General features: G+C 65.3%; 18 protein-coding genes and 1 tRNA gene. 2 read left to right on the top strand and 17 right to left on the bottom strand.

What is annotated here, in order from left to right; all coding sequences use genetic code 11:
- Positions 1-8: 8 nt before the first annotated feature.
- The 8 genes from CVM73_RS02705 to CVM73_RS02670 all read right to left on the bottom strand — a co-directional run bounded on the left by CVM73_RS02705 (position 9) and on the right by CVM73_RS02670 (position 9,606).
- Complete coding sequence (locus tag CVM73_RS02705; RefSeq protein ID WP_100230480.1) at positions 9-671, bottom strand: OB-fold-containig protein; 663 nt, start codon at positions 669-671, stop codon at positions 9-11.
- Positions 672-681: 10 nt separating this feature from the next.
- A complete protein-coding gene (locus CVM73_RS02700) occupies positions 682-1,845 on the bottom strand; it encodes a PspA/IM30 family protein (protein ID WP_100230479.1) in 1,164 nt (387 codons plus the stop codon).
- A gap of 279 nt (positions 1,846-2,124) precedes the next feature.
- Positions 2,125-2,508, bottom strand: coding sequence for a RidA family protein (locus CVM73_RS02695; protein WP_100230478.1), 384 nt, complete (start codon positions 2,506-2,508; stop codon positions 2,125-2,127).
- A gap of 21 nt (positions 2,509-2,529) precedes the next feature.
- Positions 2,530-4,860, bottom strand: a complete 2,331-nt coding sequence (locus tag CVM73_RS02690) for an acetamidase/formamidase family protein (protein ID WP_167406616.1) — start codon at positions 4,858-4,860, stop codon at positions 2,530-2,532.
- A 134-nt stretch (positions 4,861-4,994) separates the two neighbouring features.
- Entirely contained in the window at positions 4,995-6,236 is a 1,242-nt protein-coding gene (locus CVM73_RS02685) for an acetamidase/formamidase family protein (RefSeq protein ID WP_100230476.1), read from the bottom strand.
- 43 nt (positions 6,237-6,279) lie between these two features.
- Positions 6,280-7,902, bottom strand: coding sequence for an amino acid ABC transporter permease/ATP-binding protein (locus CVM73_RS02680; RefSeq protein ID WP_100230475.1), 1,623 nt, complete (start codon positions 7,900-7,902; stop codon positions 6,280-6,282).
- A 197-nt stretch (positions 7,903-8,099) separates the two neighbouring features.
- On the bottom strand, positions 8,100-8,984 hold the full coding sequence (locus CVM73_RS02675; RefSeq protein ID WP_430641285.1) for an ABC transporter substrate-binding protein: 885 nt from the start codon (positions 8,982-8,984) through the stop codon (positions 8,100-8,102).
- Positions 8,985-9,345: 361 nt separating this feature from the next.
- On the bottom strand, positions 9,346-9,606 hold the full coding sequence (locus tag CVM73_RS02670; protein WP_100230473.1) for a hypothetical protein: 261 nt from the start codon (positions 9,604-9,606) through the stop codon (positions 9,346-9,348).
- Positions 9,607-9,863: 257 nt separating this feature from the next.
- On the opposite strand from CVM73_RS02670, the gene CVM73_RS02665 reads away from it, so the two are divergent.
- Positions 9,864-10,058, top strand: coding sequence for a hypothetical protein (locus CVM73_RS02665; RefSeq protein ID WP_100230472.1), 195 nt, complete (start codon positions 9,864-9,866; stop codon positions 10,056-10,058).
- An 80-nt stretch (positions 10,059-10,138) separates the two neighbouring features.
- Here the strand turns inward: CVM73_RS02665 and CVM73_RS39965 are convergent, their stop codons facing one another.
- From CVM73_RS39965 to CVM73_RS02635, 7 genes are all read right to left on the bottom strand, one after another.
- Positions 10,139-10,285 (bottom strand): hypothetical protein, encoded by a 147-nt coding sequence (locus tag CVM73_RS39965; RefSeq protein ID WP_167406583.1) that lies wholly within the window; start codon positions 10,283-10,285, stop codon positions 10,139-10,141.
- Positions 10,286-10,472: 187 nt separating this feature from the next.
- Positions 10,473-10,546, bottom strand: a tRNA-Cys gene (locus CVM73_RS02660).
- An 84-nt stretch (positions 10,547-10,630) separates the two neighbouring features.
- Entirely contained in the window at positions 10,631-11,371 is a 741-nt protein-coding gene (locus CVM73_RS02655) for a tRNA-uridine aminocarboxypropyltransferase (protein WP_100230471.1), read from the bottom strand.
- Between the two features lie 37 nt (positions 11,372-11,408).
- On the bottom strand, positions 11,409-14,513 hold the full coding sequence (locus tag CVM73_RS02650; RefSeq protein WP_100230470.1) for an efflux RND transporter permease subunit: 3,105 nt from the start codon (positions 14,511-14,513) through the stop codon (positions 11,409-11,411).
- Complete coding sequence (locus CVM73_RS02645) at positions 14,513-17,665, bottom strand: efflux RND transporter permease subunit (RefSeq protein WP_100230469.1); 3,153 nt, start codon at positions 17,663-17,665, stop codon at positions 14,513-14,515. The genes CVM73_RS02650 and CVM73_RS02645 overlap by 1 nt, the downstream gene beginning before the upstream one ends.
- A 37-nt stretch (positions 17,666-17,702) precedes the next feature.
- Positions 17,703-19,109, bottom strand: a complete 1,407-nt coding sequence (locus CVM73_RS02640) for an efflux RND transporter periplasmic adaptor subunit (protein WP_100230468.1) — start codon at positions 19,107-19,109, stop codon at positions 17,703-17,705.
- Positions 19,099-20,583, bottom strand: coding sequence for an efflux transporter outer membrane subunit (locus tag CVM73_RS02635; protein ID WP_100230467.1), 1,485 nt, complete (start codon positions 20,581-20,583; stop codon positions 19,099-19,101). Before CVM73_RS02635 ends, CVM73_RS02640 begins: the two co-directional genes overlap by 11 nt.
- A 685-nt stretch (positions 20,584-21,268) precedes the next feature.
- On the opposite strand from CVM73_RS02635, the gene CVM73_RS02630 reads away from it, so the two are divergent.
- On the top strand, positions 21,269-22,303 hold the full coding sequence (locus tag CVM73_RS02630; RefSeq protein WP_100230466.1) for a cysteine synthase A: 1,035 nt from the start codon (positions 21,269-21,271) through the stop codon (positions 22,301-22,303).
- Positions 22,304-22,364: 61 nt separating this feature from the next.
- Here CVM73_RS02630 and CVM73_RS02625 read toward each other — a convergent pair whose 3' ends face one another.
- Complete coding sequence (locus tag CVM73_RS02625; RefSeq protein ID WP_167406582.1) at positions 22,365-24,608, bottom strand: O-linked N-acetylglucosamine transferase family protein; 2,244 nt, start codon at positions 24,606-24,608, stop codon at positions 22,365-22,367.
- Positions 24,609-24,709: 101 nt separating this feature from the next.
- A complete protein-coding gene (locus tag CVM73_RS02620; RefSeq protein ID WP_167406581.1) occupies positions 24,710-26,953 on the bottom strand; it encodes a tetratricopeptide repeat protein in 2,244 nt (747 codons plus the stop codon).
- Positions 26,954-26,958: the final 5 nt, after the last annotated feature.

Below are 26,958 nucleotides of genomic sequence, written 5' to 3'. Positions count from 1 at the left end.
TGAATGATTTAGCTGCTGCTTAGACTAGGCTTGGACGGCTTGAGTTCATCGTCGGCCTTCACCGCCACGAAGCGCGTGCCGTCGCGGTCGACCAGGAGGACCATGGTTCCCTGCGGCAGAGGTCCCGATGACGGCGCCGCGACCGCCGAGACGAAATGGCGGTTGCCGTGGACATCGGCGACGCTGACGCGGCCGGGCGGCCCCTGGTCGAGCGGGCCGATGACGACCTCACCGATGCGGCCGACGAGATCCCCTAGGCCGACGACGTAGCTTTCGTCCTTGGGAATGATCCGCGCGATGGCCCTGCTTGCGGTGCGGACCAGCGGAACCGACACCACGACGGCCCCGACCGAGGCGACCGTCGCCGGCAAGGGACCGGCCACCATTCGTGCAATGTCCTGGATCAGGAAACCGGTGATCGAGAACGCGCCGAGCAGCAGCAGCAGGAAGATCAAGAGCGGCACGCCGCCGACATTGATCCACGAGATGGCGTTGATCACGCCGTTGTCGCTCGGATGAGCAAAATCGATGTTGGTGCCGAGCATCTCGCTCAAGGAGGCCCCGACCAGTATCGAGATCACCTCGACCGAGCCGACGATGACGATCATGGCCGCCGCGATCGCGAACGGCCTGACCTCGGGCGACATGACGTGTTCGAGCAGTGCGCTCATGACACGGCACTCAGGAGCGCGACTTCAACCGCGCGAGCCTCGCCGCAATTTCCTTGTCGCGATGGAGCGCGCTCAGTTCGTCGATGTCGCTCGAATACGGGATGCCCTGTGGCACGCCGGTGGCGCGTGCCACCGCCCTGCCCGCCCGTAGCGCCTTCGCCGCCGCGGACGCGCCGCCCTGCTTCCGCGGTGACGTCGCGGCTTGATGGCTCGCCGCGCTCTCGCTCTTTTCCAGATCGGCTCGGCGCTGCTCGGCATCCTGGAGCGCCGACAGCACCGCGCGCAGCGAGGTGACGCATTGCTCGATCTTCTCGTTGTTCTCGTCGATGGCACGGGAGAGCACCTCGAACTGCGCCTCCAGATCCATTTGCCGCGCAATGCCGGCGCGGGCGAGATCGTCGCGGCTATCAGCGATCGCGCCCTCGATCTTGGGTGCGAGATCGGTCATCTCGCGCTCGATCTCGGTGCGGCGCGCGTTGAGGCGGTATTCCTCGGCGCGCGCGGCCGCGAGCGCGTCGCGGGCCTCGCTTTCCGCCCGCTCGATCTCGCGGATGGCCTGTCCGACCACCTTCAGCTTGTTCTTGCCTTCCGCCTGCTCGATCGCGTCATAAGCGATCCCGGCGATCAGGCGTCCGACCCGGGACAGGAAATTCTCGGGAGCGGCAGCGATGGTATCCATAGCGTTCTCCTCCTCTGGCAGGCTGTTCGGCGTCACGCCGTAGTGAACTTCAAAACCGTCGTCGGTGCGGATGAGGCGCGCGGGCACACTCTGCCCCCAGCCCTCGGCATACCCGGCGTAGTCGAAGGGCACGCTGAAGCGCCCTTGCACGGTCGCGATCGAGATGGTGGCCGGCCCCTTGATCTTGGCGAGCTTGTCGTCGAGCGGCAGGCGGCGGCCTTGCGCGGCGCGATACTCGGCGCGGTCGCGCAGGCCCAGCGTCACCAGCCGCGAAGGCAGCGCAGTCTGCTTACGGATCGGCTCATAAGCATGGGCGTGGAGCAGGACGACGTTGGAACCCACATTGTGGGTCCGCGCCACCTCGTCGAGGATCTCCATCATGCGGTCATAAGCCCTAAACGTCGCCTCGATGGCAGCCTTGGCGGCCGGGTCAGGGGCAAGCCTGTAACGAAGCGCGGACGGAGCGTTTTTGGGCGACGGGCTCATGAAAAGCACTAAAGCACCATTTTGGTACTTTATAAAGAGGGAGCTCGATCACGTTCCACTGATCCCTTTGCACTCTGTCGGTTAGTCGCCGTGGTCCGGGTCCGCGTTCAAGCCGGGCGATCACCTCTAGATCACAGCCGATCAAGACTTCCTGCACGCGCGGGTTGCAATTTTATGCAAAGGTCGGTGCTGCCCGGAACAGGAGGCGGACCTTGCGATGCAAGCTCCTCGGCGCTGTCATCGCGAGGAGCTCTTGCGACGAAGCAATTCACCCGGCCAGAGCGCAGCTCACAGACGCCGGCACACCAGTTCGATCTCGATCAGCGCGTCATAGGCAAGGCCGGTGACGCCGACGCAGGTGCGGGCCGGCAGGCGATCCGGTGCGAAGAACGTGCGGTAGGTCTCGTTCATGGCCGCGTAGTCTTCCTTGAAGCGCGTCAGATAGACGCGCGCCATCACGACGTGCTCGAGGCCGAGATCGAGGCCTGCCAGGACCACCTTCAAATTCTCCATCACCGCGCGGGTCTGCGCGACGATGCCGTCGGGCAGCACACCCGGCGTTTGCGGCGTGTCCGGCATCTGGCCGGTCACGAAGACGAAGCCGTCGGTCTCGACGGCGTGGCTGAAGGGGGCGACCGGCCTGGGCCCGCCGCTGATCATGTGGAATTTCACTGGAGCTGTCCTTTGCGTCTCTTAAGGCGAGTCCTGAAACAGGCGCTTGCTGAGGATGGCGTGCACGCCCCAATTGCCGTCGACCACCTGCGTCACGCCGAAATCGACGGCGGCCGACATCAGCGCGATCGCCTCGTCCTCGCTGAGGCCCTTCACGTTCATCAGAAAGCGCCGCATCTTGCGGAATGCATCCTTCATGGCGAGATCGAGCGAGGATTTGCTGTAGACCTCGCTCTGCCCCTGCGCGCCAAACTCTGCGAGGTAGTTGGGATGGCTGAAGCCGGTCAGCACCCAGTCGGTCTCGGTCTCGATCAGGGGATAAGAGAGATCGGCAAAGGGACGGCCGGCGAGATCGGCCTTCTTGTGCAGGATCACCTCGAAGGTGCCGGTCATCGAGCATTCGATCGCGGTGCCGCTGAGCTCGCCGTCGCCTTGCGCAGCATGAGGATCGCCGACCGACAGCAACGCGCCGGGCACCGAGACCGGAAGATAGACGGTCGCCCCCTTCCCCAGCCGCCAATTGTCGAGATTGCCGCCGAAATAGGATGGCGGCACGGAGTCGACGAACTCGACCTCGCGCGGCGCCAGCGCGATCACGCCGAAATGCGGCCGCAGGGGAATCTTGATCCCGTCGAGTACGGCGTGCCGGCGCTTGATCGTGGCCGGTGCGACGGGAACGCCGGGATAATCGTACGTGGTGTGCACGACGCCGAAGGGATCGGTCTGCGGCTCCCATCGGTAGGAATAGAGGGCGCGGGCGTGCGGCACCTCGGCGGCGTCGAAGATCTCATAGATGGTAACGGCTTCGCGCGGCTTGGGACCGCCGAGAAACTCGTTGTAGTGATAGCCCCACCACGCTGCGACCGAGGAGCCGAACACACGGCCCGCATGGTTCGGATTGCGGCTCGCGCGCGGCGCGATGTCGAGGATGCGCACCTCCAGCACATCGCCGGGCTGGGCGTGCTTCACTGCGACCGGCCCGGTGCAGATGTGCACGCCAAACCCCTCGCCGGCCCCGCGGCCGAACACGCTGGCATCCATGGGCCCTGCGCCGCGGCGGTCGACGTTCTTCTTGTTCCGCGTCCAGCCGAACACGCTTTCGGCAGCGGCATCGCCGGCAATCATCAACTCGGGATCGTCAGAGGCGTGCTGCGTCAGTGTTTCGATGGTGATGGTGTCGCCCGACGCGATCTCGATCTGCGGCGGCAGCGAGCGGCTGAAATAGCCCCAATGAACGCGGCTGGCCTCGACCGGGAGATGGTGATGACGGCGCTCGGCCGTCGTCCGCTCCCCAGCGCCGGCGCAGGTGACGCTGCTGCGGGCCTCTACGCTCTGATGCGCGCGCAATTGCGTCAGCGCCTCCGGCGGCCAGCCGCGCTGGCCGGCGACGCCGTGCTGTGAGGTCGCCCGCTCCGCCTCCTGCTGGCGAAATTCGCGCGGCGGCAGGCCGAAGCGATGGCGGAAGGCGCGGCTGAAATGCGCGGAGTCGCCAAAGCCATAGGCGTAGGCGATCTCCGAGATCGAGCGATGCGCCTCGGTCGGGTTGGAGAGGTCGGCCCAGGCACGCTGAAGACGTCGCTCGCGAACGTAGTGGGTGAAATTGTCGCCGACCGTTTCGAACAGCTTTTGCAGGTAACGCTCGGAAATTCCTTCGGCCTGGGCGACGCGCGCCGGCACCAGGTCGGGATCGTCGAGGCGACGCTCGATGGTCTGGCAGATCCGGTGCAGCAGCGCGGCCTGCGTCGCACTCGATCCAGCATCGGAGCTTGAGGCCGCCAGCTGATGCGCGAGCGTCAGGAGAAGATCGACGAGCGACTGCGCGAGCGAATTCCACTCGGCATCGCTCAAACTATCGAGCGTGCGCGCGGTCGCGTCCAGCAGGCGCGAGAACACCTCGGCGAAGCCGCTCGGTGGAACGACGCGGGGCCCGCCGAGCCGTGGCTTCCCCGAGAGGCGTCCGTGCAGCGCCTCCGAGGTCACCGACAGTACAATGGCCCGCATATCGCGCTGGAACACGATGCTCCAATCGCCGCCGCGCGGCAGCAGCACGAGGTGACCAACGGGAACGATGCGGTGTCCGCCGGCGCTTCTGAGCACCATGCCGTCCTCCACCGGCATCAGCGCGATGGGAAGGCCTTCGTTCGCTCGCGAGAGCGGACCGACGCTCTGCGCGCCCGCAGCCATGCGCGTCAATGCGACGCCTGCGGCGTGCCGATGCGATGCCGTCGCGTGTCCGTCGAAGATACTGTGACCACCCGCCGGCTGCAGGCCAACCGCAGCCAGCACGTCCCGCCAGGCTTCGGGACGGTCGTCTTGCGCGTAGGACTCGCTCGTGAACGGCCGGAAGCTCATCGGATCGACCCAGATTGCGGTCGATCGAAGCAACCTCTGTGCCAGACGCACGCGGTCGTCCGTCGCTGCGACGGGCCGCAAATGGTCTCCGCTTGTCACGTATTCATCCCGAAAACAGACCGTATCTCAATGCATTAGTCGCACCGGAAGATGTTCTTGCGGATCGTGCCGTGGACGCCCCAATTGGCATCGACCACCTGGGTGACGCCGAAATCGGCGCCGACCGACATCAGCGAGATCGCCTCGTCCTCGCTGAGGCGATGCACGGTCATCAGGAAGCGGCGGAGTTTTCTGAACGCATCGCGCATCGCACGGTCGAGGCTGGAGTGATTGGCAATCTCGGTTTGCGCGTCAGTGCCGAGGGCTGCGAGATAGTTCGGATAGGTGAAGCCGTAGAACGACCAGGCATGGTCGGTCTCGAGCATGGGATGGTCGAGGCCTTCCAGATGGGTGCCGGCCAGATCAGCCTTCTTGTGCAGGATGAATTCGAAATCACCGGTCAGCGAGGTCTCGATCGCGGTGCCGCCGAGCTCGCTGTCGCCCTGCGCGGCATGGGGATCGCCGACCGAGAAATAGGCGCCGGGGACGGCAACCGGATAGAACATCCGCGCGCCCTTGCCGATGCGCCAGTCGTCGATATTGCCGCCGGTATAGCTCGGGGGGATCGAGCTGACGAAATCGGCTTCCGACGGCGCGAGGCCCATGGTGCCGAAATGCAGCCGCGCCGGCACCTTCACGCTGGAGAGGATGTTCTCGCGCTTCTTGACGGTGGCGTGGTCGACGCGCACGCCGGGATAGTCGATGGTCGGATGCACGATGCCATCGGGATCGGTCTGCGGCGTCCAAACGTAATTGTAGACCGCCTTCGCGTAGGGCTCGCCGGAGGTGTCGAGCTCGAAGATGGTGATGACCTCGCGTGGCTTCGGCTCCTCGATCAGGTCGTGATAGTGAAAGCCCCAGTTGGCGGCGACATTGGAGCCGAAGCAGCGGCCGGCATGGCAGGCGCTGCAGCTCGGCCGCGGCCTGATATCGAGGATGCGCACCTCCAGAATGTCGCCGGGCTCGGCGCCCTCGATCGCGACGGGGCCGGTGAGCAGATGCACGCCGATCCCCTCGCCTGCGCCGCGGATGAAGGGGCCTTCTGTCGGGCCCGAGCCGCGGCGCGCGACCGCCTTGTGCTCGCGCGTCCACTGGAACACGCTCTCGGCGCCGGGATCGCCCTGGATCATGCGCTCATAGTCGTCGTTGGCATGATGGGTCAGCGTCTCGATGGTGGCGCGATCCCCCGAGCGCAGCGTCAGGGCTGGCGTGACTGTCTTGGAGAAATAGCCCCAGTGGACGGTTTTCGGCGAGACCGGCAGCGTGACATGCTTCATGAGGTGGCCTCTTCGGGAGTCTTGAACCTTGTGGAGGCGCCGCTCATCGCACCGTCTCCAGAGTCTTGTCGGCTTCCATCACACTGAGGAATCGCGCCGTCAGCGGATTACGGGGACTGGAGAGCACCTCGTGCGCAGGCCCCTCCTCGATGATCGCACCACCGCTCAAGAAGGCGACGCGGTCGGCGACCTCGTCGGCGAAGCGGATCTGGTGTGTCGAGATGATCATGGTGAGACCGTCGTCGATGGCGAGGCGGCGGATCACCTCCAGCACCTCGTTGACGAGCTCGGGATCGAGCGCGGAGGTCGGCTCGTCCAGCAGCAACACACTTGGATTGGGCGCGAGCGCGCGGGCGATGGCAACGCGCTGCTGCTGGCCGCCGGAGAGATGCCGCGGCAGCGCATCGGCGCGATGCGAGAGGCCAACGCGGTCGAGCAGCTCGGCGGCGCGGCGATCGGCATCGATCCGGGTCATGCCGTGGACCCAGCGCAAGGGCCCGGCAATGTTCTCCTTCGCCGACAGATGAGCGAACAAATTGAACTGCTGGAACACCATGCCGACGCCGACACTGGCGCGCTCGTTGGCGATGGCGCGCGGCGACAGTGGCTTGCCGTCTTCGCCAAAGCCGAGGCGCCGGCCGCCGACGCGCACGGTGCCGGCGTCCCAGTTTTCGAGATGGTTGATGCAGCGGAGCAGTGTGCTCTTGCCGGAGCCGCTCGGACCGAGCAGTGCGACAACCTCGCCGACCCGCACCGTGAGGTCGAGGCCGTCGAGTACCTTCTGCCGACCGTAGCTCTTGGTCAGGTCTTTTACGTCGACCGCGATGTTGTTGCGCGCGATGGTCGCGGCACGGCGGGCGCGCTCCTCGCGGGTCAAGGCCAGCGGCGGCGTGTCGGTGAACTCTGCTGGTGCGGGCTCGGGATCGGCGACGGTCGCATCGGCGAGTTCGAGCTTGGTGACGAGATCGACGCGACGCCACGGCAGATAGTCGACGAGCTTGCGCTCGCGGCGCGTGGTGCGGTCGAGATCGAGCAACCATTCGATGAAGAGCTGGATGATGCTGATGGTCGCAGTCAGCACCAGATAGAGCAGACCCGAAGCGAAGAAGATCGAGAAGAAGTCGAAGGTCGAGGACGCCAGCTGGGTCGAGCGCAAAGTCAGCTCCTGCACCGCGACGACGGAGGCGAGCGAGGAATTCTTCAGCGCGCTCACCGCCTCGTTGCCGAAGGCGGGGATCATGGTGCGGATGGCCTGTGGCGCGATGACCCTGCGCATCAGCACTGATGGCGTCATGCCGAGCGCTTGCCCCGCCGTCAGCTGCCCGCGGTCGACGCCGAGCACGCCGGCGCGCAGCATTTCCGCGATGAACGGCGCCTCGTTGCAGGCGAGCGCGAGGCCGGCGGCCAGCACCGCCGGCAACTTGATGCCGATATGCGGCAGCGCGTCGTAGGCGAACACCATCTGCAGGATCAGCGGCGTGCCGCGAAAGATCACGGTATAGGCCCTGGCGATCGCCGCCAGGGGCCAGAAGCGCGAGAGCTGCATGCCGGCGAGGATCAATCCGAGGATCAATCCGCCGCCCAGCCCGAGGGCGGTCACCTCGAGGGTGAGCTCGATGCCCTCGAGCAGATACGGCATGCTCAGATAGTGGAGGAACAGCGACATCAGTCAGCCGTCTGAGAGCGTGATCAGGTTTGGTTGAAGGCGGGCGCCTCGAGCACGGGCCACCTCTCCCGTAGGGAGAGGTCGGATCGCATCGTTCGATGCGATCCGGGTGAGGGGATCAGGTCTCACTGGATGCCGCGACCCCTCACCCGGCGCTTCGCGCCGACCTCTCCCCGTCGGGGAGAGGTAAGCCGCACTCAGTCAGCCGTCAGAATGTCGGGCTCCTTGAAGTTGTTCACATCGAGCCCATGCTTCTTCAGAAGCTCCATATGCGTGCCGGCCTTCTGCACCTCGATCAGCGCGGCGAGCACGGCGTCGCGAAACTTCGGCTTGTCCTTGGGAACGGCAATGCCGACCGAATATGGGATCGTCACCGCGATCGCCTTCTCCAGCTTGTCCGGATAGGCCTTCACCGCGCTGTCGACGGTGTTGACGTCGTTGACGTACGTGTCGGCGCGGCCGGCGAGGATCGCCTGGATGCAGTTGGCGTTGTTGTCGTAGAGCTGGATGGTCGGCTCCGCCTTGCCGGCCTTCTTGCATTCCGGGATCAAGGCCTGGATCAGGGGCACCTCGACATAGCCGGTGTTTTCGGCGGCAGCCGCGCCGCACATCGACATGTTGATGCCGTTGATGCCCTTCGGATTGCCCTTGGCGACCAGCACGCCGTCGAACACTTTCGAATAGGTGATGAAGTCGGCCGCCTTGGCGCGCTCCTTGGTGGCGTAGATGTCGGAGATCACGATGTCGGCCTGTCCCGCGGCAAGCGTGGTGAGGAGTGCCGCAAACACCACGGGCTTGTAGGTCAGCTTGAAGCCGAGGCATTCGCCGATGGCTTCGCCGAGATCGATGTCGAAGCCGATGTACTTGCTGGGGTCCTTGGGATCGATCGTCTCGTAGCCCGGCGTGTGCGGGTTGATGGCGTTGACGAGCGTCTTGCCCTTCCAGTCCGGATATTTCTCCTGGAGCGCGGCGCAGGCGGCGGGCGCCGCGGCCTGCGCGCTCAGCGGCGCGGCGACGACGAGGCCGAAAGCGATGGCAGCACCGAGCATGAGCTTGCGCCGTGGCAATGCCGCGCGTGCCATTCCCCGCCGCGCCTGGGGCCAAACCGATTTCTCCATCTCGCCAGTTCCTCCGAAATGTCATGGCGCCTGCCATGGTCCAGTGATCGGGGAGGAAGCGTGCGGGAGCGCGGCGCGAAAAGCTTGTCCGCGGGCGTACAAAAAACTGGATGGAGCGCGCCCGGCATTTGGGCAAACGGCTGCACAAAAACTGTTCGCAGGCCACGAACCGTGGGACGCCGGAGAGAAGCAGCCACGGCCGCCATCCGCAGCAGATCAACCGGCCTTCCACAGCCTTGTCCGCAGCATATCCACAGGCTGACCATGGCGGATTCGCGAGCCCGTGCGAGGCACTTGCTGCGCACAAACCCACAAGGAAGGCAGCTCAGCCACCAGCTTGGTCGAACACGGATCGACAGGCCTCACTGAGGCTGGCGCGGTTACGGCGCAGGCAGGCGGTGATGGCGCGGACGTTGGGGATTTCGCCGGCGCAGAGCCGATAGACGTCGGGCGTGCAGGCCCGCCGCTGCTCCGCTGTACCCTGGGCATGAGCGGCGGAGGCAAACAGCGTCAGGAACAGCCCGACCGTCGAAGAGCCGCGAGCCCGGCTCTTCACGCCCACAAACCGCAAGAACCTCGCCTTCATGACCAGTCTCCCGCTCTGCCGCCCCGGCCTGCATTGGCCGGCATGGAGTGAAGAGGTAGGAGAAATAAACCGCTGGGAATGTGATCTCTTTCACACCGGCTGCGCCGTGGCGGCACGTAGGGTTCGCCGGGGATTTTTTCAGGAATCGCTAACCAATCGGATCCCGATCGCCGCATCGTTAAAATGCGAACGATCCGGTCAATCCGGAAACAAACCGGCTTTGCGACATTGCGCCATCCGCGTTCTGCGAGGGTGTGATGAGCGAAGCCGAATTCAACTTGCTGCTGGATGCTGTCCGGGACGCCATGGTCTTTGAAGATTTCGCGCCCGCGCCGGAGGAGGAATTCGTGCCCCGCTCGTGGAGTTTCGACGCGACGCCCAAAGCAGCCAATGACAACGAGGGCGCCTGGCCCCTCCTGCCCTTTCCCGACGGCTGGTACGCGGCCTGCTGAGGTCGGCTTCACCGTGAACGGATGCGCCCGCGCCTTACGGTGGCTCGGCAGCACCGAGCCCGGGCGCGGCGCCACCACGATCAATTCTTGACGCGTTCCTCGCCGTCCTGAGGTGCCCGCTCGGGAGCAGCCGGCGGAAAGATGCTGTCATAAATCGCGCGCGCCTCGGCAATGAGGCGGGCCCGCTCCAGCTCGGATTTTGGAACAAATCGGACGATTTCGCCCACGTGCTCTCCAGCTCCAGGGTTTTGGCTGCGTCACTTCGCAGATGCGAAGTCTATGCCAGAGGGCCTGAATCGCACCTTTCCGCCAAGCCCGGGCAAACCCGGTGGCCCAGGCTCGGCGAGCCGCATCCGCGCCTTTGGCGGAACCCGCGACGATAGCGATTTACGTTGGAAAATCAGAAGGTTGCGATGGAGGCCACGACCAGAATTGAACTGGTGTACACGGTTTTGCAGACCGTTGCGTAACCACTCCGCCACGTGGCCCCGTAAGGGCGGACCAATATAGGGGATCAATGGCTTAGGCAACCCCACGGTCCGCCGGTAGCACAGCGAAATGTCCGACCGAAATCAGGCGCGCTTGCCGCGCCGGAAGTCGCGCCGGCGGCCCTTGGCCGCGGGCTTGGGTGCCAGTTCCGGCGTCTCGGCCTGGACCTCGCGGTAGCGCGCCAGCATCCGTTCGAAGCTGGCATGCAGTGTCTCGGCGATGTCGGGGCGCCGCTCGAGGCCGGCCAGAATCGTCGCCGCCGCTTCGATGGTCGAGAGGCCGTCGCGGCGCGGTTCCTTGCGCAAGCGCCCGTAGTGCGAGGGCCTCTGCGGATTGAGGATCACACGCTGGCATTTCAGCATCCAGGGATTGCGCCACCACAAGGCCTTGGCCTGGCTCCAGGAGCCGTCGAGCAGCACGACGCCTTCGAGCTTGCCTAGGATCGCGCGCTGATTCTCCGCGACCTCGCCCTTGCGGGTCAGCGCCACGATCTCACCTTCGGCGTCGAGATCGGCCGCGCGGGCCGAGCCGAGATAGAGCACGGCCCAGTGCGAGGCATTCTCGACCGGCCGCCCCAGCGCCTTGGACAGGCTCGGCCAGGACAGGCCGACCCGCACCGTGGCATCGGCGAAATGCCTGGCAAGCAACCGCGCGGTGCCGAGCGCCCTGTCCTGCTCCTGCGGATGCTGCAGGATCAGCAGCGAGAGCCGGTTCTCAATCGGCGTGACACTGCCGCAGATGCACAGCGGCATCGGCTTCTGGCAGTGCGGGCATTCGGGGATCGCCTCGGGCGCGGCGGCCGTCGTCTCGGTTGGGTTCGACATGGCCGCCGCTATACGCTTCGCGCGGGGCTGCAACAACCTATTCCGCCGGTGCAGCCAGCGAACGCGGCTCGGAGCGGCGCCGCAGGCGGTCGATCAGGAGGTAGATCACGGGCGTGGTGTAGAGCGTCAGGATCTGCGAGACGAACAGGCCGCCGATGATGGTGATGCCGAGCGGGCGGCGCAGCTCCGTGCCGGGGCCGGTCGCGACCACAAGCGGAATGCCGGCGAACAGCGCCGCCATGGTCGTCATCAGGATGGGGCGGAAGCGTGCCTGGCAGGCCTCGAAGATCGCCTCCGCCGAGGACAGCCCGCGCCGGCGCTCGGCGTCGAGCGCGAAGTCGACCATCATGATGCCGTTCTTCTTGACGATGCCGATCAAGAGGATGATGCCGACGAAGGCGATCACCGTCAGCGGCGTGTTGGTCAACTGCAAGGCGAGCAGCGCGCCGAGGCCGGCCGAGGGCAGCGTCGAGATGATCGTGAGCGGATGGGCAAGGCTCTCGTAGAGCACCCCCAGCACGATATACATCGCGACCAGCGCGCCGAGGATCAGAAGCGGCTGGCGGCCGCTGGTCCTGGCGAAATCGCCGGCATTGCCGTCGAAGCTGCCGCGAATGCCTTCGGGCATGTGCAACTCCTCGACGGCGCGCTGGATGTTCTGCGTCGCGGTCTGCAGCGGCACGTCCGGCAGCAAGTTGAACGACACTGTGGTCGAGGGGAACGACTGCGAGTGATAGACCGCGAGCGCGGCGAGCCCGCGCGTCGCATGCACCACCGCGGAGAGCGGCACCTGGGCGTCGCCCGCGCCGGCGACATAGATGCGATCGAGGTTGGAGGGATCGACCTGGAACTTCGGGTCGATCTCCAGCACGATCATGTACTGGTTGCGCTGGGTATAGATGATCGAGATCTGCCGCTGCGCGAATGCATTGTTGAGCGCATTGTCGATGTCCTGAACCCTGACGCCGAGCGCCGAGGCCTTCTGGCGGTCGATGGAAAGCGTGAGCTGAAGCCCGCCAGGGTCGCGATCGCTGGAGATGTCGGTGATGCCCTCGACGCTCTCCATGCGCTTGGCCACGATCGGAGCCCACTTCTGCAACAGGCCGAGATCGGTGCTGGAGAGCGTGTACTGGTAGTCGGAATCGCTCTGCCGCCCGCCGGCACGGACGTCCTGGGCGGCGAACATGAAGAGGCGGATGCCGGCCACGGGATACAGCGCGCGTCTCAGACGGTCGATCACGACCTCGGTCGAAACGTGGTCGCGCTCCTCGGGTGGCTTCAGGCTGATATACATGATGCCGCGGTTCGAGGTCGCTCCCCCCGGCCCGCCTCCGGCGCCAACGGTCGAGCCGATGCCGGCCACGGCCGGATCCTTCATCACGATGTCGGCGAGCCGCTGCTGCAGGCCGAGCATCGACTGAAACGAGATATCGGCCGAGGCGCGCGTCGCCCCGATCACGAAGCCGGAATCGTCGGTCGGGAAATAGCCCTTGGGGACCTTGATGTAGAGTGTCACCGTGAGCGCGATGGTCGCGAAGAACACCAGCAGCGTCAGCAGCGGAAATTCCAGCACCGTGCGCAAAGTACGGGCGTAGAAGGCGACGATGCGCGATAGCGAGCCCTCGATGAGGCGATCGAACAAGGTCGCGGTGCCGGAGGTAGTCTGCCGGATGTAATGGGCGCAGATCATCGGCGTGACCGTGAGCGACACCAGCGTCGAGACCAGGATCGCGAAGGTCAGCGTCAGCGAGAATTCGCGCAAGAGACGGCCGACGATGCCGTCCATGAAGATCAGTGGCGTGAACGCGGCTATCAGCGACAGGCTGATCGAGACGACCGTGAAGCCGATCTGCTTGGCGCCCTCCTGCGCCGCCCGGAACGGCCGCATGCCATGCTCGAGGTTGCGAAACATGTTCTCGATCATGACGATGGCGTCGTCGACCACGAAGCCGACGGAGATCGCCAGCGCCATCAGCGACAGATTGTCGATTGAGAAGCCCGCGACCCACATGCCCGCGCAAGTGCCCGCGAGCGCCAGCGGCACCGAGATGCCGGCCGCGATCGTCGGGGTCAGGCGGCGCAGGAATACGAACACCACGACCATCACCAGGAATGCAGTCGCCAGCAGGGTCCACTGCATGTCCAGCACGCTGGCGCGGATCGTGCCGGTGCGATCGACCAGGGTCGAGATCTCGACGCCGGCCGGAATCCACTGCTTCAGCTCGGGGATCAGCGCCTTCACCCGGTCGACGGTGTCGATGACGTTGGCATCGCCCTGCTTGATGATCTGGATCAGCACCGCCGGCTGCTTGTTGAACCAGGCGATCGAACGGGCGTTGCGGACGGAATCCTCGATGTCGGCGACGTCGGAGAGCCGCACGAAATTGCCGTTCGCGCTCTTGATCACGATGTCGCGGAACTCTTTCGCGGTGCGCATCTGCTTGTTCAGCGCCAGCGTTTCGCTCTGCCGCTCGCCATTGAAGATGCCGACCGGACCGAGCGGATTGGCATTGATGATCGCAGTCCGCACGTCGTCGGTGGCGATGCCGGCGTTCGACAGCGCGACGGGATTGAGCTGGACCCGCACGGCCGGCTGGTCGGCGCCGGAGATCATCACATTGCCAACCCCCGGCACTTGCGAGATGCGCTGCGCCAGCACGCTATCGGCGACGTCGTAGATTGCGGCTGGAGAGATCGTCTTCGAGGTCAGCGCCAGCACGAAGACGGGCGCGCCCGCGGTGTTCGCTTTGCGGAAGCGCGGCAGCGTCGGCAGGTCGCTCGGCAGATCGATCATCGCAGCGTTGATCGCCGCCTGCACGTCGCGTGCGGCCTTGTCGATGTTGCGGCCGATGTCGAACTGGAGCTGAATGCTGGTCGTGCCGAGGGTCGAGGTCGAGGTGATCTGGTTGATGCCGGCGATCTCGCCGAGCCGCCGTTCCAGTGGCGAGGCCACCGTGGCCGCCATCACCGACGGATCGGCGCCGGGTCGGCTGGCCGAGACGAAGATGGCGGGAAAATCGACGTTCGGGACCGAGGCGACGGGCAGGAACTCGTAGGCGACGACACCCAGCAGGAACAACCCGATCGACAGCAGCGTGGTCGCGACCGGCCGGCGGATGAAGGGCTCCGAGATCGATGCCATCACTGCATCCCCTCGGTCGCGCCGGCGACCGGCGGGCCGCCGGATTCGGCCGGCGGCAGCGCCTGCTCGAGCCGGCGGTTGATGCGGTCGAGCGCGAGGTAGATCACCGGCGTAGTGTAGAGCGTGAGCAGCTGGCTCAGCAGCAATCCGCCGATGATGGAGATGCCAAGCGGAAAGCGCAGCTCGGCGCCGGTGCCGCTCTCGATCGCCAGCGGCAGCGCGCCGAACAGCGCCGCCAGCGTCGTCATCATGATCGGGCGGAAGCGCAACAAGCAGGCCTGCACGATCGCCTCGTTCGGCGACATCCCCTGCCCGCGCTCGGCCTCGAGCGCAAAGTCGATCATCATGATCGCGTTCTTCTTGACGATGCCCATCAAGAGGATGATGCCGATCAGGCCGATCACCGAGAGATCCTGACCGCACAAGATCAGCGCCAGAATCGCCCCGACGCCGGCCGAGGGCAGTGTCGACAGGATCGTGATCGGATGGATGTAGCTCTCATAGAGGACGCCCAGCACGATATAGATCGTGATGACGGCGGCGAGCAGCAGCCAGGGCTGACCGGCCAGCGCCTTGGCGAATTCGGCGGCATCGCCGGCATAGACGCCGACGATGCTGCCCGGCATGCCGATGCGGGTCTCGATCGTCTTCACGGCCTGGACGGCATCGCCGAGCGCCGCGCCGGGCGCCAGGTTGAAGCTGAGCGAGACGGACGGGAATTGCGCCTGGTGCGAGATCGCGAGCGGCGCCGTGGTCCGCTTCAGCGTCGCCACCGCTGACAGCGGCACCTGGGCGTTCGGCGCTCCCACGACCGTGCTGCTCGCTGCGCCGGGCAGATAGAGCTTCGACAGGATCGACGGGTCGCGCTGGTACATCGGCAGCGCCTCCAGCACCACGCGGTACTGGTTGGCCTGGCCGTAGATGGTCGAGATCTGACGCTGGGCGAAGGCGTCGTTCAGCGTGTCGGTGATGCCTTGCAGGCTCACGCCGAGCTGGCCGGCGCGGGTGCGGTCGACATCGAGCTGTGCGCGCAAGCCGCCCTCCTGCGCCTCGGAGGAGACGTCCCGGAACAAGGGATCGCGCCGCATCTCCGCAACCAGCTTGCGCGCCCATTCCGACACCAGCGTCGCATTGGTACCGGTCAGCGTGTACTGGTATTGCGAGCGGCTCGACTGGGTCGAGATCTGCACGTCCTGCACCGGCTGGAAATAGACGGTCATGCCGGGGATGCCTGACACCCGCTCCTTCAACCGGGCGACGACGCCCGCGACGTCGTCACGCCGCTCGCCGCGCGGCCTCAAGCCCATGACGAGCCGGCCGACATTGGTGGTCGGGTTGACCGAGCCGGCACCGATCACTGACACCACGCCGACCACATCAGGGTCGGCCCTGATGGCGTCGGCCGCCTCGGCCTGCCGCTTCTGCATCTCCGCGAACGACACGTCGGGCCCGGCTTCCGTCACCGCCGTGATCGAGGCGGTGTCCTGCAACGGTAAAAAGCCCTTCGGCGCGACGACATAGAGGACGAGGGTCGCAGCCAGCGTGGCGAAGGTCACGACCAGCGTGGCGCGCTGACGCTCGAGCACCCAGAGCAGCGTGCGGTGATAGAATGCGACGGTGCGGTCGATGAAGCGGCTGATGGCGGCAAGGCCCGGCACCGCCAGCTCCTCATGGGCGTGCTTGAGCAGGCGCGAGCACATCATCGGCGTCAGCGTCAGCGAGACCACGGCCGAGGTGACGACCGCGATGGTCAAGGTCAGCGCGAACTCACGGAACATGCGCCCGACGAGGCCCGACATGAACAGCAGCGGAATGAACACCGCGATCAGCGACACCGTCAGCGAGATCACGGTGAAGCCGATCTCGCTGGCGCCTTTCAGCGAGGCCTCCATCGCGCTCTCGCCGTTCTCCATGTGGCGGACGATGTTCTCGATCATGACGATGGCGTCGTCGACGACGAATCCGGTGCCGATCGTGAGCGCCATCAGCGACAGATTGTCGAGGCTGAAGCCGGCAAAATACATGATGCCGAAGCTCGTGATCAGCGACAGCGGCAGCGCCACGCCGGCAATCAGCGTGGCACGCAGCGAGCGCAGGAACAGCAGCACCACCAGCGTCACCAGCACCACGGCAAGGACCAGCGTGAACTGCACGTCGCGCACCGAGGCGCGGATGGTGACGGTGCGGTCAGAGACGATCGTGAGGTTCACACCGGCCGGAATCGCGCGCTGCAGCTTCGGGATCTCTGCGCGGATCTGGCTGACGACGTCGATGACGTTGGCGCCGGGCTGGCGCTGAATGTCGATGATGACGGCCGGCGTGCCCTGGTACCAGCCGCCGGTGCGGTCGTTCTCGAGCCCGTCGACGATCTGGGCGACATCGCCGATGGTGACGGGCGAGCCGTTGCGATAGGCGATGATGACAGGCTTGTAGGCGTCAGCGGCGGCGATCTGATCGTTGGCGGCGATGATGTAGGATTGCTGCGCGCCGTCGAGCGAGCCCTTCGGCCCCGATACGTTGGCATTGGCGATCGCGGTGCGCAGATCCTCCATGGCGATGCCGTAGGCGGCAAGGCGCGCGAGGTCCGCCTGAATGCGCACGGCCGGCTTCAGTCCGCCGAGCACGGAGACGCGCCCCACCCCCGAAATCTGGCTCAGGCGTTGCGCCAGAATGGTGTCGGCGATGTCGCTCATCACCCGCAGCGAGATCGTGTCCGAGCGCAGCGCCAGCGTCATCACCGGCGCATCCGCGGGGTTCACCTTGGCGTAGGTCGGCGGGCAAGGCAGCGGCTTGGGCAGCACGCCGGCAGCCGCATTGATCGCGGCCTGCACGTCCTGCGTGGCGCCGTCGATGTCGCGGTTGAGGTCGAACTGCAGCGAGATCTGGCTGACGCCGAACGAGCTCGTCGAATTCATCGCCGACAGCGACGGGATCTGGCCGAGCTGCCGCTCCAGCGGCGCGGTGATCAGCGAGGCGATGACGTCGGGGCTGGCGCCCGGAAGCTGCGTCGTCACCTGCACGGTCGGAAAGTCGACCTGCGGCAACGCCGAGACCGGCAGCGCGAAATAGCCGAGCGCGCCGCCAATCAGCAGCGCAATGCCGAGCAGCGAGGTCGCGATCGGCCGGCGGATGAAGGGTTCGGAGACACCCATGGGTTATGCCTGCCGCTTCAAGCGGCTGTTGTCGGGATCATGGCTGCTTGGCTCCACTGCCCGATGCCCCCGGTCCCGGTGCCGGCCCGGTCTGTCCCTTCTGATCGCCTTCGCTGCTCTTGCGCTTGGCACGGAACTCACCGTCCTTGCCCTGTCCGTCCTTGCCCTGCCCGTCCTTCTGGCCTTCCTTGGCACCATCCTTCTTCTGGCCGTCCGGCGCGCGCGAGCGCTTGCGCGGGGCGAGATCGGCCGACGGGGTCTGGTCGTCGCGGCCTACGATCACCTTGGAGCCGTCGGACAGATTGGCAAAGCCCGTGGTGACGACCTTGTCACTCGCCGAGAGGCCGCTGGCGATCACCGCGTCATGCTCGTTCTGCTGGGTCACCGTCACGGGCTTGGCCGAGACCACATTATCCTCGCCGATGACGTAGCTGAAGGTCCCGATCGGACCGCGCTGCACCGCGGAGGTCGGCACCACCAGCGCCTGCCTCAAGGTCTCGACCTTGAGGCGGACATTGACGAACTGGCCCGGCCAGAGCTGGTAATTGGCGTTGGGAAATTCGGCCTTGAGCTTGAGCGTGCCGGTGGTCTGGTCGACCTGGTTGTCGATGCCGGTGAGCTTGCCGGTGTCGATCACCGTAATGCCGTCATTGCCGAACACATCGACGGCGAGCGTACCCTTTGCGGCGGCCGCGTTGACGCGCATGATCTGCTGCTGCGGCAGGCTGAACCACACCGCGATCGGCTGCAATTGCGTGATGACGACGAGGCCGGTGGTGTCGGAGGCGTGGATGATATTGCCCTGGTCGACCTGGCGCAGGCCGGCGCGGCCGGAGATCGGCGCCACGATCTTGGTGTAGCTCAGCGTCGCGGCCGCGTTGTCGATCGCGGCCTGATCGGCCTTCACCAGCGCCTCGGTTTGCGCCACCAGCGCGCGCTGGGTGTCGGCCTGCTGCTTGGAGCCGGCATTGGAGGCGGCAAGCTGCTCGTAGCGCGCAAGATCGATGCGCTGGTTGGCGAGCTGGGCCTGATCCTGCGCCTTCTTGGCGACCGCCTGGTCGTACTGCGCCTGGTAGATGGCGGGATCGATCTCGGCAAGCACGTCGCCCTTCTTGACGTCCTGGCCTTCCGTGAAGTTGACCGCGATCAGCTTGCCGTCGACCTGCGAGCGCACGGTCACGGTATTGAGCGCGCGGATCGCGCCGACGCCGTCGAGATAAACCGGCACGTCCTGGATGCGCGGGCTCGCCGCCAGCACGGGCACCGGCAGATCGGGGCGCTGGTTGCGATTGTTGGTCTGCTGCTGATGCGTGACGGTCCAGCCGAGATAACCAAGGCCGCCGAGGATCGCGAGCGTGATCAGGGTCATGATCAAGCCGCGGCCGCGCGATCGTTTCGCCGTCCCCTCCTTCGCGTCTTGCTTCGTCTCCGGCTTAAAGAGCATTGACCGGTTTCTCCATCCTCGGCTCCCAACCGCCGCCGAGCGCCTGGTACAGGCTGACGATGGCGAGGAGCCGTGCGAGTTGGGCCTGCGACAGCGCGTCCTCCGCCTGGAACAGGGTCAGTTGGGTGTTGAGCACGGTCACGATGTCGGCAGTGCCGGCGCGCAATTGCTGCTCGGAGAGATCGAAGGCGCGGCGCGAGGCGGCGACGACATCGCGCTGCAATTGCAGCTTGATCGTGGTCTGCTTGATCGAGAACAGCGCATTGTCGACGTCGGCAAAGGCCTGAATGATGGTCTTGCGGTAGGTCTGAAGCAGCTCGTCCTGCCGCGCCTTGGCGAATTCGAAATTGCCGAGGATCTTGCCGCCGTCGAAGATCGGCTGCGTCGCGCTGCCGACGAGCTGGAAGAAGGCCGCATGAGGCTGGAACAGCGAGACCAGCGCCGAGCTCTGATAGCCGCCATTGCCGGTGAGCTGGATGGTCGGAAAGAACTGCGCGCGGGCATTGCCGATGTTCGCGGTCGCCGAGGCGAGCTGGGCTTCCTGACGGCGGATGTCCGGCCGCTGCGTCAGCAGCTCCGACGGCAGGCCGGGCGTCACGCGTGGGATCGCGATCCGGTCCAGCGAGCCGCCGAGCACGCGCACACTCTCCGGCGGGCGTGATACCAAGACAGCCAGCGCGTTGACGTTCTGGTCGAGCGTCTGGCGCAGCGGCGGCACCAGGGCCTTCTGGTTGGCAAGCACGCTCTCCTGCTGGGCGACGTCGAGATCGGTGCCGGTGCCGGCCCTGCGCCGCTCCTTGACCGCATCAAGGATGCGCTGCGCGCTCGCGATATTGCGCTGTGAGGTCCTGATGCGGTCCTGCGAGGCCAGCACCTGGAAATAGGCGTTGGCAACGGCGGCCAGCGTTGTCAGCGCGACCGTGTCGCGATCGAAACGGTTGGCGTTGGCCGTTTCCTCCGCCGTTTGCAGCGCGTCGCGGTTCTGGCCCCAGAAGTCGAGCTGGTAGCTCGCGCTCAGCGAGGCCGAATAGTTGACGACCTCGCGCCCGCCGATGGACAGACCCGAGGCGCTCGAGCCCGAGGTGCGCGAGTAGGTTTCCGATCCGCCCGTCGATACGCTCGGCAGCAGCGCCGCGCCGGCCTGCCGCGCCTGGGCATCGGCCTGGACGATGCGCGCGACCGCGGCGGCGATGTCGAGATTGACGGTCTGCGCCTCCTCCATCAGCTGGGTCAGCTCCGCAGAGCGAAAGCCGCGCCACCAATCCAGCGACGGCGGCGCATCGCCCTTGCCGGCATATTTGTATTGCGTGGGTACGTCGAGCGCGGGATCGGGAAGGTCCTGGGTCAGCACGCAAGCACCCGAACCCGCGGCGAGGCACACCACCGCAATCCATCGCGCCGCGCGCAGCATCCGGAATGCAGAACCGAGAGACCGCCGCGAGACGATCGCTGGAACTTGCTGTGTCACATCCACCCCCCGCCGGGCAGATCGAACCGCCGCCGTGCAGCCGGATTAACCGATTCGCGGCGGGACAATCGGGAGGCTTTGGACAACGCGTTCACAGCGGTGATGCTTTCTGCGGAACCTAAGATCCATACTAGCCGGGCGCGGAACGGCGGGACAGTGCCGCAGTTGCGAGATGCCCGTGCCAACGAGTCGGGAGCGAACAGACCAAAATGTAAAATGTGCCTGTCTCGCAGCGACTTCTCTGATTACGAAACATCGGGAAACGTGAGCAAGCTTACCAAGATTTCATGTGATATTGCAGCCACACCGGCCACTGAGCCCCTTCAATCCGACCGCACCAGGCGGCTTCGGCTCAGTCGCACCATCTGGGCAACCCGGGAAGCCCCTTGAATTTGCCAAAAACGAAGTCGTCCATCGCTCGACCTTCCATACGCCATGGCAGAAAATGGTCGCATGACCGCTCATCACGAGCGTTATCGTGTCGTGCCCCGACGGAGTTCGGCCATTTCCTCCTACCGATATCCCGCCCCGCGGCCGAGCGCATCATCGCCGGCTCGCCTCTCAACCATATCACTGTTTGGGCGGGCGTTTCGGCCCGGTTCGCCGCAACGCAAAAGCCTTCCCCTTTGGCCTCCCACGCACTAGGTTCTGGGCAAACCTGATCAACCCCTTGGCAGTGATTTCCCCCGACATGACCATTCGCAACGACGTTGTCGAAGCCATCGGCAACACCCCGCTGATCAAGCTGAAGCGCGCCTCGGAACTGACCGGATGCACCATCCTGGGCAAGGCCGAGTTCATGAATCCGGGCCAGTCGGTCAAGGACCGCGCCGGCAAATGGATGATCCTGGAGGCGGAGAAGCGTGGCGAGCTCAAGCGCGGCGGTCTCGTGGTGGAAGCGACTGCCGGCAATACCGGCATCGGGCTTGCGGTCGTGGCGAGCGCGCGCGGCTATCGCACCTTGATCGTGATCCCGGAGACGCAGAGCCAGGAGAAGAAGGACTTTCTCACGCTGTGCGGTGCCGAGCTGATCGAGGTGCCAGCTCTCCCTTACGCCAACCCCAACAACTACCAGCATGTCGGCCGGCGGCTCGCCGACGAGCTGCGCAAGACCGAACCCAATGGCGTGCTGTTCGCCGATCAGTGGAACAACCTCGACAACGCCAAGGCGCACTACGAATCGACAGGGCCCGAGATCTGGGAGCAGACCGACGGCAAGGTCGACGGCTTCGTCTGCTCGGTCGGTAGCGGCGGCACGCTGGCCGGCGTCAGCCGCTATCTGAAAGAGAAGAACAACAACATCCGCATCGCCTGCGCCGATCCGCACGGCGCCGGCATGTACGAATATTTCAGGACCGGCGATCCCAAGGCGACGCCCGGCGGCTCCATCACCGAGGGTATCGGCCTCAACCGCGCCACCGCGATCGTCGAGACCGCCAAAGTCGACGACGCCTATCTCATTCCCGATGCCGAAGCCGTCACCGCGATCTACGAGCTGCTCCAGCACGAAGGCCTGTGCCTCGGCGGCTCGACGGGCATCAATGTCGTCGGCGCGATACGCCTTGCGAAGCAGCTCGGGCCCGGCAAGACGATCGTCACCGTGCTCTGCGATTCCGGCAGCCGCTATCAGTCGAAGCTGTTCAATGCGGACTTCATGCGCGCCAAGAACCTGCCGGTGCCGGAGTGGCTGGAGAAGCGCAGCAACATCAAGCCGCCCTTCGTGTAATCATCGCGGGAAGGCTCACGGCCGGGACGCTTGCCCACGAGGCGCCCGCGGTTCGGCCCAATCATGCGACTTCGCCGCGTTCCGAGGCTGCGGCACAATAGTCGCGCCAGAATTGACGATAACCCGCCTCGACCTCGCGCGTGTAGATCTCGACGTTGCCGGCACGCGAGGCTGCGATCCGGGCCGGCAGCTCCGCCCGCAGCTTCGCCAGATGAGCCGGCTGCGCCGCATATTTGCACGCGATCGCGGCATAACCCTCGTCATCCTCGGCGACCCAATCCTTGAGGCCGACGGCAGCCACGATCGAGCCACCGGCGCGCGACGAGGCGCCGTTGCCGAGCTTGGCCACGACCGGAACGCCGGCATAGAGCGATTCCCAGGTGCTGACGCCGCCATTTTGCGGGAACGTGTCGAGCGAAATGTCGACGTTCGCGAAGGCCCGCAGATGCTCGGCGCGCGGGGTCGAGCCCATGCAGATCACGTTCTCCTCTGCAATCCCCTGCGCCACGAACCGCGCGACCAGGCTGTCGCGCAACAAGGGATCATCAAGCAGCGTATGCTTGATGATGATCTTCGATCCGGTCTGCTCGCGCATCACGTTCGCCCACACCCGGATGGCCTCGTCCGAGATCTTGTAGATGCGGTTGAACACGCCGAAGGTCACATAGCCGTTGCGGAGCATGGGAAGCTCCGAAGGCGGCACGTCCAGGATAGGATCGATCGTGATCAGGCACGGTAGATCGTGAACCTTCTCGGCGAGCAAATGCCGCGCCGATTGTGGAATGAAAACCGGATCGGCGAGCACATAGTCCATGGTCTGAAGGCCGGTACCCGTCGCATGCCCGAAGCCCGTGACCTGGACGGGCGCCGGCTTGCGGGCGAACACAGGGAGCCTGTTGCCGGTCGAATGTCCTGATACGTCGATCAGGATATCGACCTTGTCGGCCTGAATGCGATCGGCCAGCTCGTCGTCCGAGAGCTGCCAGGCGTCGACCCAGACGTCCGCCAACGACTTGAATTCGGCGGTCATCTCGTCCCGCAAAGGCGAGCACGAATAGCAGACGATTTCGAATTGGGCATGATCGTGATGGCGCAGCACCGGTAGCAGGCCGAACGCCGCCGAGTGGTACCAGAACTCCGCAGCGACGTAACCGATCACGATCCGCCTGTCAGGATCGCGCTGCCGGGCTGAGAGCTTCCTTTGCGGCAATCTGGCGCCGATCGCCTCCCACCAATATTTCCGCGCGGCCTGCTGGACCGCGAAATCGGCCTCGGGGAGAAAGTCCAGAAAGTGGATCTTCCGCGCGATCAAGTCCGCATTGTCAGGTGCGATTGCCAGCGCGGCGTCGAGATGTTCGATCGCGGATGCAATCTCGCCCTGGTTTGCAAAACAGGCGCTCAGCAGCGTCATCGCGATCGCGGAGCGTGGATTTTCCTCGAGCAAGGTCTTGACGGCCGCAATCGCCTGCGCAGTGTTCCCCATCGCAAGCGCGAGCTGCGCCTTTCCCTGCAGGGCCACTTCGAGCCTGGGCGCAAGCGCAAGCGCTGCATCAAAATCCGCCGCCGCTTGCTCCGGTCGCGACAGATCGAGATGGAGGCGTCCGCGGTGCGCCAGGGCCTTCGCCGAATTGGGCCTGATCGTCAGCGCCACTCCGAGCGCGGCTTCCGCCTCATCGTAGTGCTTGAGCTCGATACTGACCACGCCCTTGCCGACGAGCGCTTCCACGTGACGCGACTGAAACACCAAGGCGCGCTCGAAACTTTGCTTGGCGCGGTCAAATTGGCGCAGCGTCAGCTCCGCCAGGCCACGGTTGCAAAGCGCATCGGCATGGTCCGGCTTCAGCCGAATGGCGCGGTCATAGGCTTCGATCGCCTGTTCGGGCAGGTTCATTTGGAGCAAGCTATTGCCGAGGCCGGTCAGGGCTTGCGGGAAATTCGGCTTCAGCGCGATCGCCTTCTCCTGACATGCGCGGGCGGCCTCGAATTGCCCGAGACTGGAGTGCACGGCCGCGAGGTTGTTATGGGCCTCGTGTGAGCGCGGATCGATCGCGATTGCGCGCTCGAGCAGTTGTTGCGCCTCCCCCATGCGGCCGCCTTGATGCGCGCAGAGGCCGAGCAGGTGCGTGGCGTCGAAATGATCGGGAACGGCTTGCAGGACCTGGCGGCAGAGCGCCTCGGTCTCCGCATATCGGCCCTGGCCATGAGCCGTTGCCGCGGCGGAGATGATCGCATCCGCCTGCTTCTTCAATTTCTTCTGCAATCGCGCGTTCTGGAACGCGCGCGCGCCGGCGCCGCTGCTCTGCAAGGTGTCTCTCCGGAGGATGGCCTGGAGAGAGTCTAGCTGATTCGTAGCCGGCGCCGCCCTGTCAGCTGGACCGGTAACGCTCCGGGGCGCAACCGACCTGCCTACGCCGCGTCACCGTCTTCCGAGGCCGCGGCACAATAGTCGCGCCAGAACTGGCGGTAACCCGCCTCGAGCTCACGCGTGTAGATCTCGACATTGCCGGCGGGCGAGGCAGCAATCCGAGCCGGCAGCTCCGCGCGCAACTTCGCCAGATAATCGGGCTGCGTCGCAAACCTGCGGGCGATCTCGACATAGCCATCGTCGTCATCGGCGACCCAGTCGCCGAGGCCGACGGCGGCCACGATGGAGCCGCCAGCACGCGAAGATGCGCCGTTGCCGAGCTTGGCCACGACCGGAACGCCCTTGTAGAGCGATTCCCAGGTGCTGATGCCGCCATTTTGCGGGAACGTATCGAGGGAAATGTCGACATTGGCAAAGGCCAACAGGTGGTCGTTGCGCGAGGTGGAGCCCAGGCAGGTGATATCCTCCTCGGCAATGCCCTGCGCCACGAAACGCGCGATCAGGCCATCACGCAGCAGGGGATCATCGAGCAGACCATGCTTGAGGATGATCTTGGATCCCGGCACCTCTCGCATCAGGCGCGACCACACACGGATCGCGTCGTCCGAGATCTTGTAGATGCGGTTGAACACGCCGAAGGTGACGTGGCCGTTGCGGAGCATCGGAAGCTCGGAAGGCTGCTGATCCGAGACGGGCTCCATCGTGATCAGGCACGGCAGATCGTGGATCTTTTCGGGAAACAGATGCCGGACCGGTGGCGGGATGAAAATGGGATCCGCGAGCACGTAGTCCATGGTCTGCATGCCCGTGCCCGTCGCGTGTCCGAAGCCCGTGGCCTGGATCGGGGCCGGCTTGCGCGCGAAGACATTGAGCCTGTTTCCGGTCGTGTGGCCTGAAACGTCGATCAGGATGTCGACATTGTCAGCCTGAATGCGATCCGCCAGTTCGTCGTCCGACAGCTGCCAGGCGTCGACCCAGACGTCCGCCAGTGGTTTGAACTTGGCGGTGTACTCATCCTGGACCGGCCAGCAATAATAGCAGATGATCTCAAATCTGGCGTGATCATGATGGCGCAACACCGGCAGCAAGGTGAGACCTGCCGAGTGTTGCCGGAATTCGGCAGCAACGTAGCCGACAACGATCCGCTTCTCCGGATCGAGCGGCCGCTTCGGCAGCGCCCGTCGTGGCTGCTTGGCCCCGATCAAGTCCCACCAATCTCGTCGCACCGCCTGCTGGACCGCGAAATCAGCCTCGGCGCGGTAGTCCTGCAAGAAGATCTTGCCCCTGATCGCATCCCCATAGTCCGGTCGGATCGCCAGCGCGCGATCGAGATATTCGATCGCGGTGTCGATCTCTCCTTGGTTTGAGTAGGCGAAGCCCATCAGTGCCACCCCCATCTCGGATCGCGGATTTTGCTCCATCAAGGTCGTGGCGGCGGCGATGGCCTGCGCGGTTTTACCCTGGATCAGGCAGGTCTGTGCCTTTCCCCGGAGCGCCAGTTCGAGCTTGGGCGAAATCGCAAGCGCCGCATCGAAATCCGCAAGCGCCTGGTCCAGCCGCGACAGCTCGAAATAGAGCCGTCCACGCTGGGCAAGGATCCTCGGCGAGCCGGGCTTGATCGAGAGCGCCAAAGCGAACTTGGCTTCTGCCTCGTCGTGGTGCCGGAGCTCCATGCTGACCATGCCCTTGCCGACGATTGCCTCCGCGTGCCGCGGCTGGAACAGCAGGGCGCGATCGAAACTGTCCGCGGCGCGCGCGAACTGCCCGATCATCATCTCGACCATGCCGCGATTGCAGAACGCGTCGGCACAGTCCGGCTTGACCTTGATGGCGCGCTCGTGCAGCTCCAGCGCCTGTCCGAACAGCCCCAAATGCATCAGCGTGTTGCCGAGATTGGTCAGGGCGACCGCGAAATTCGGCTTGAGCGCGATGGCCTTCTCCTGACACCGCCGCGCCTCTTCGTAGTTACCAAGGTCGAAATGCACGGTCGCGAGGTTGTTATGGGCATCGTGCAAGCGCGAATCGAGCTCGATCACACGCTCAAGCAGCTGTTGCGCCTCCTCGAGGCGACGGCCGTCATGGGCGCACATGCCGAGCAGGTGCATGGCGTCGACATGATCCGGAATCGCTTTCAGGATCTCACGGCAAAGCGCCTCGGCCTCTGCATATCGGCCCTGGCCATAGGCGCTCGCCGCGGCGGAGATGACGGCGTCCGCCTGCTTCATCAATTTCTTCTGCAATCGCGCGTTCTGGAATGCGCGCGCGCCGGCGCCGCTGCTCTGCAAGGTTG

Origin of the sequence: Bradyrhizobium forestalis, assembly GCF_002795245.1 — a bacterium.
Taxonomy (GTDB): Bacteria; Pseudomonadota; Alphaproteobacteria; order Rhizobiales; family Xanthobacteraceae; genus Bradyrhizobium; species Bradyrhizobium forestalis.
Note: the sequence above shows the minus strand (reverse complement) of the source record. Positions and strands in the feature narration are given on the sequence as shown.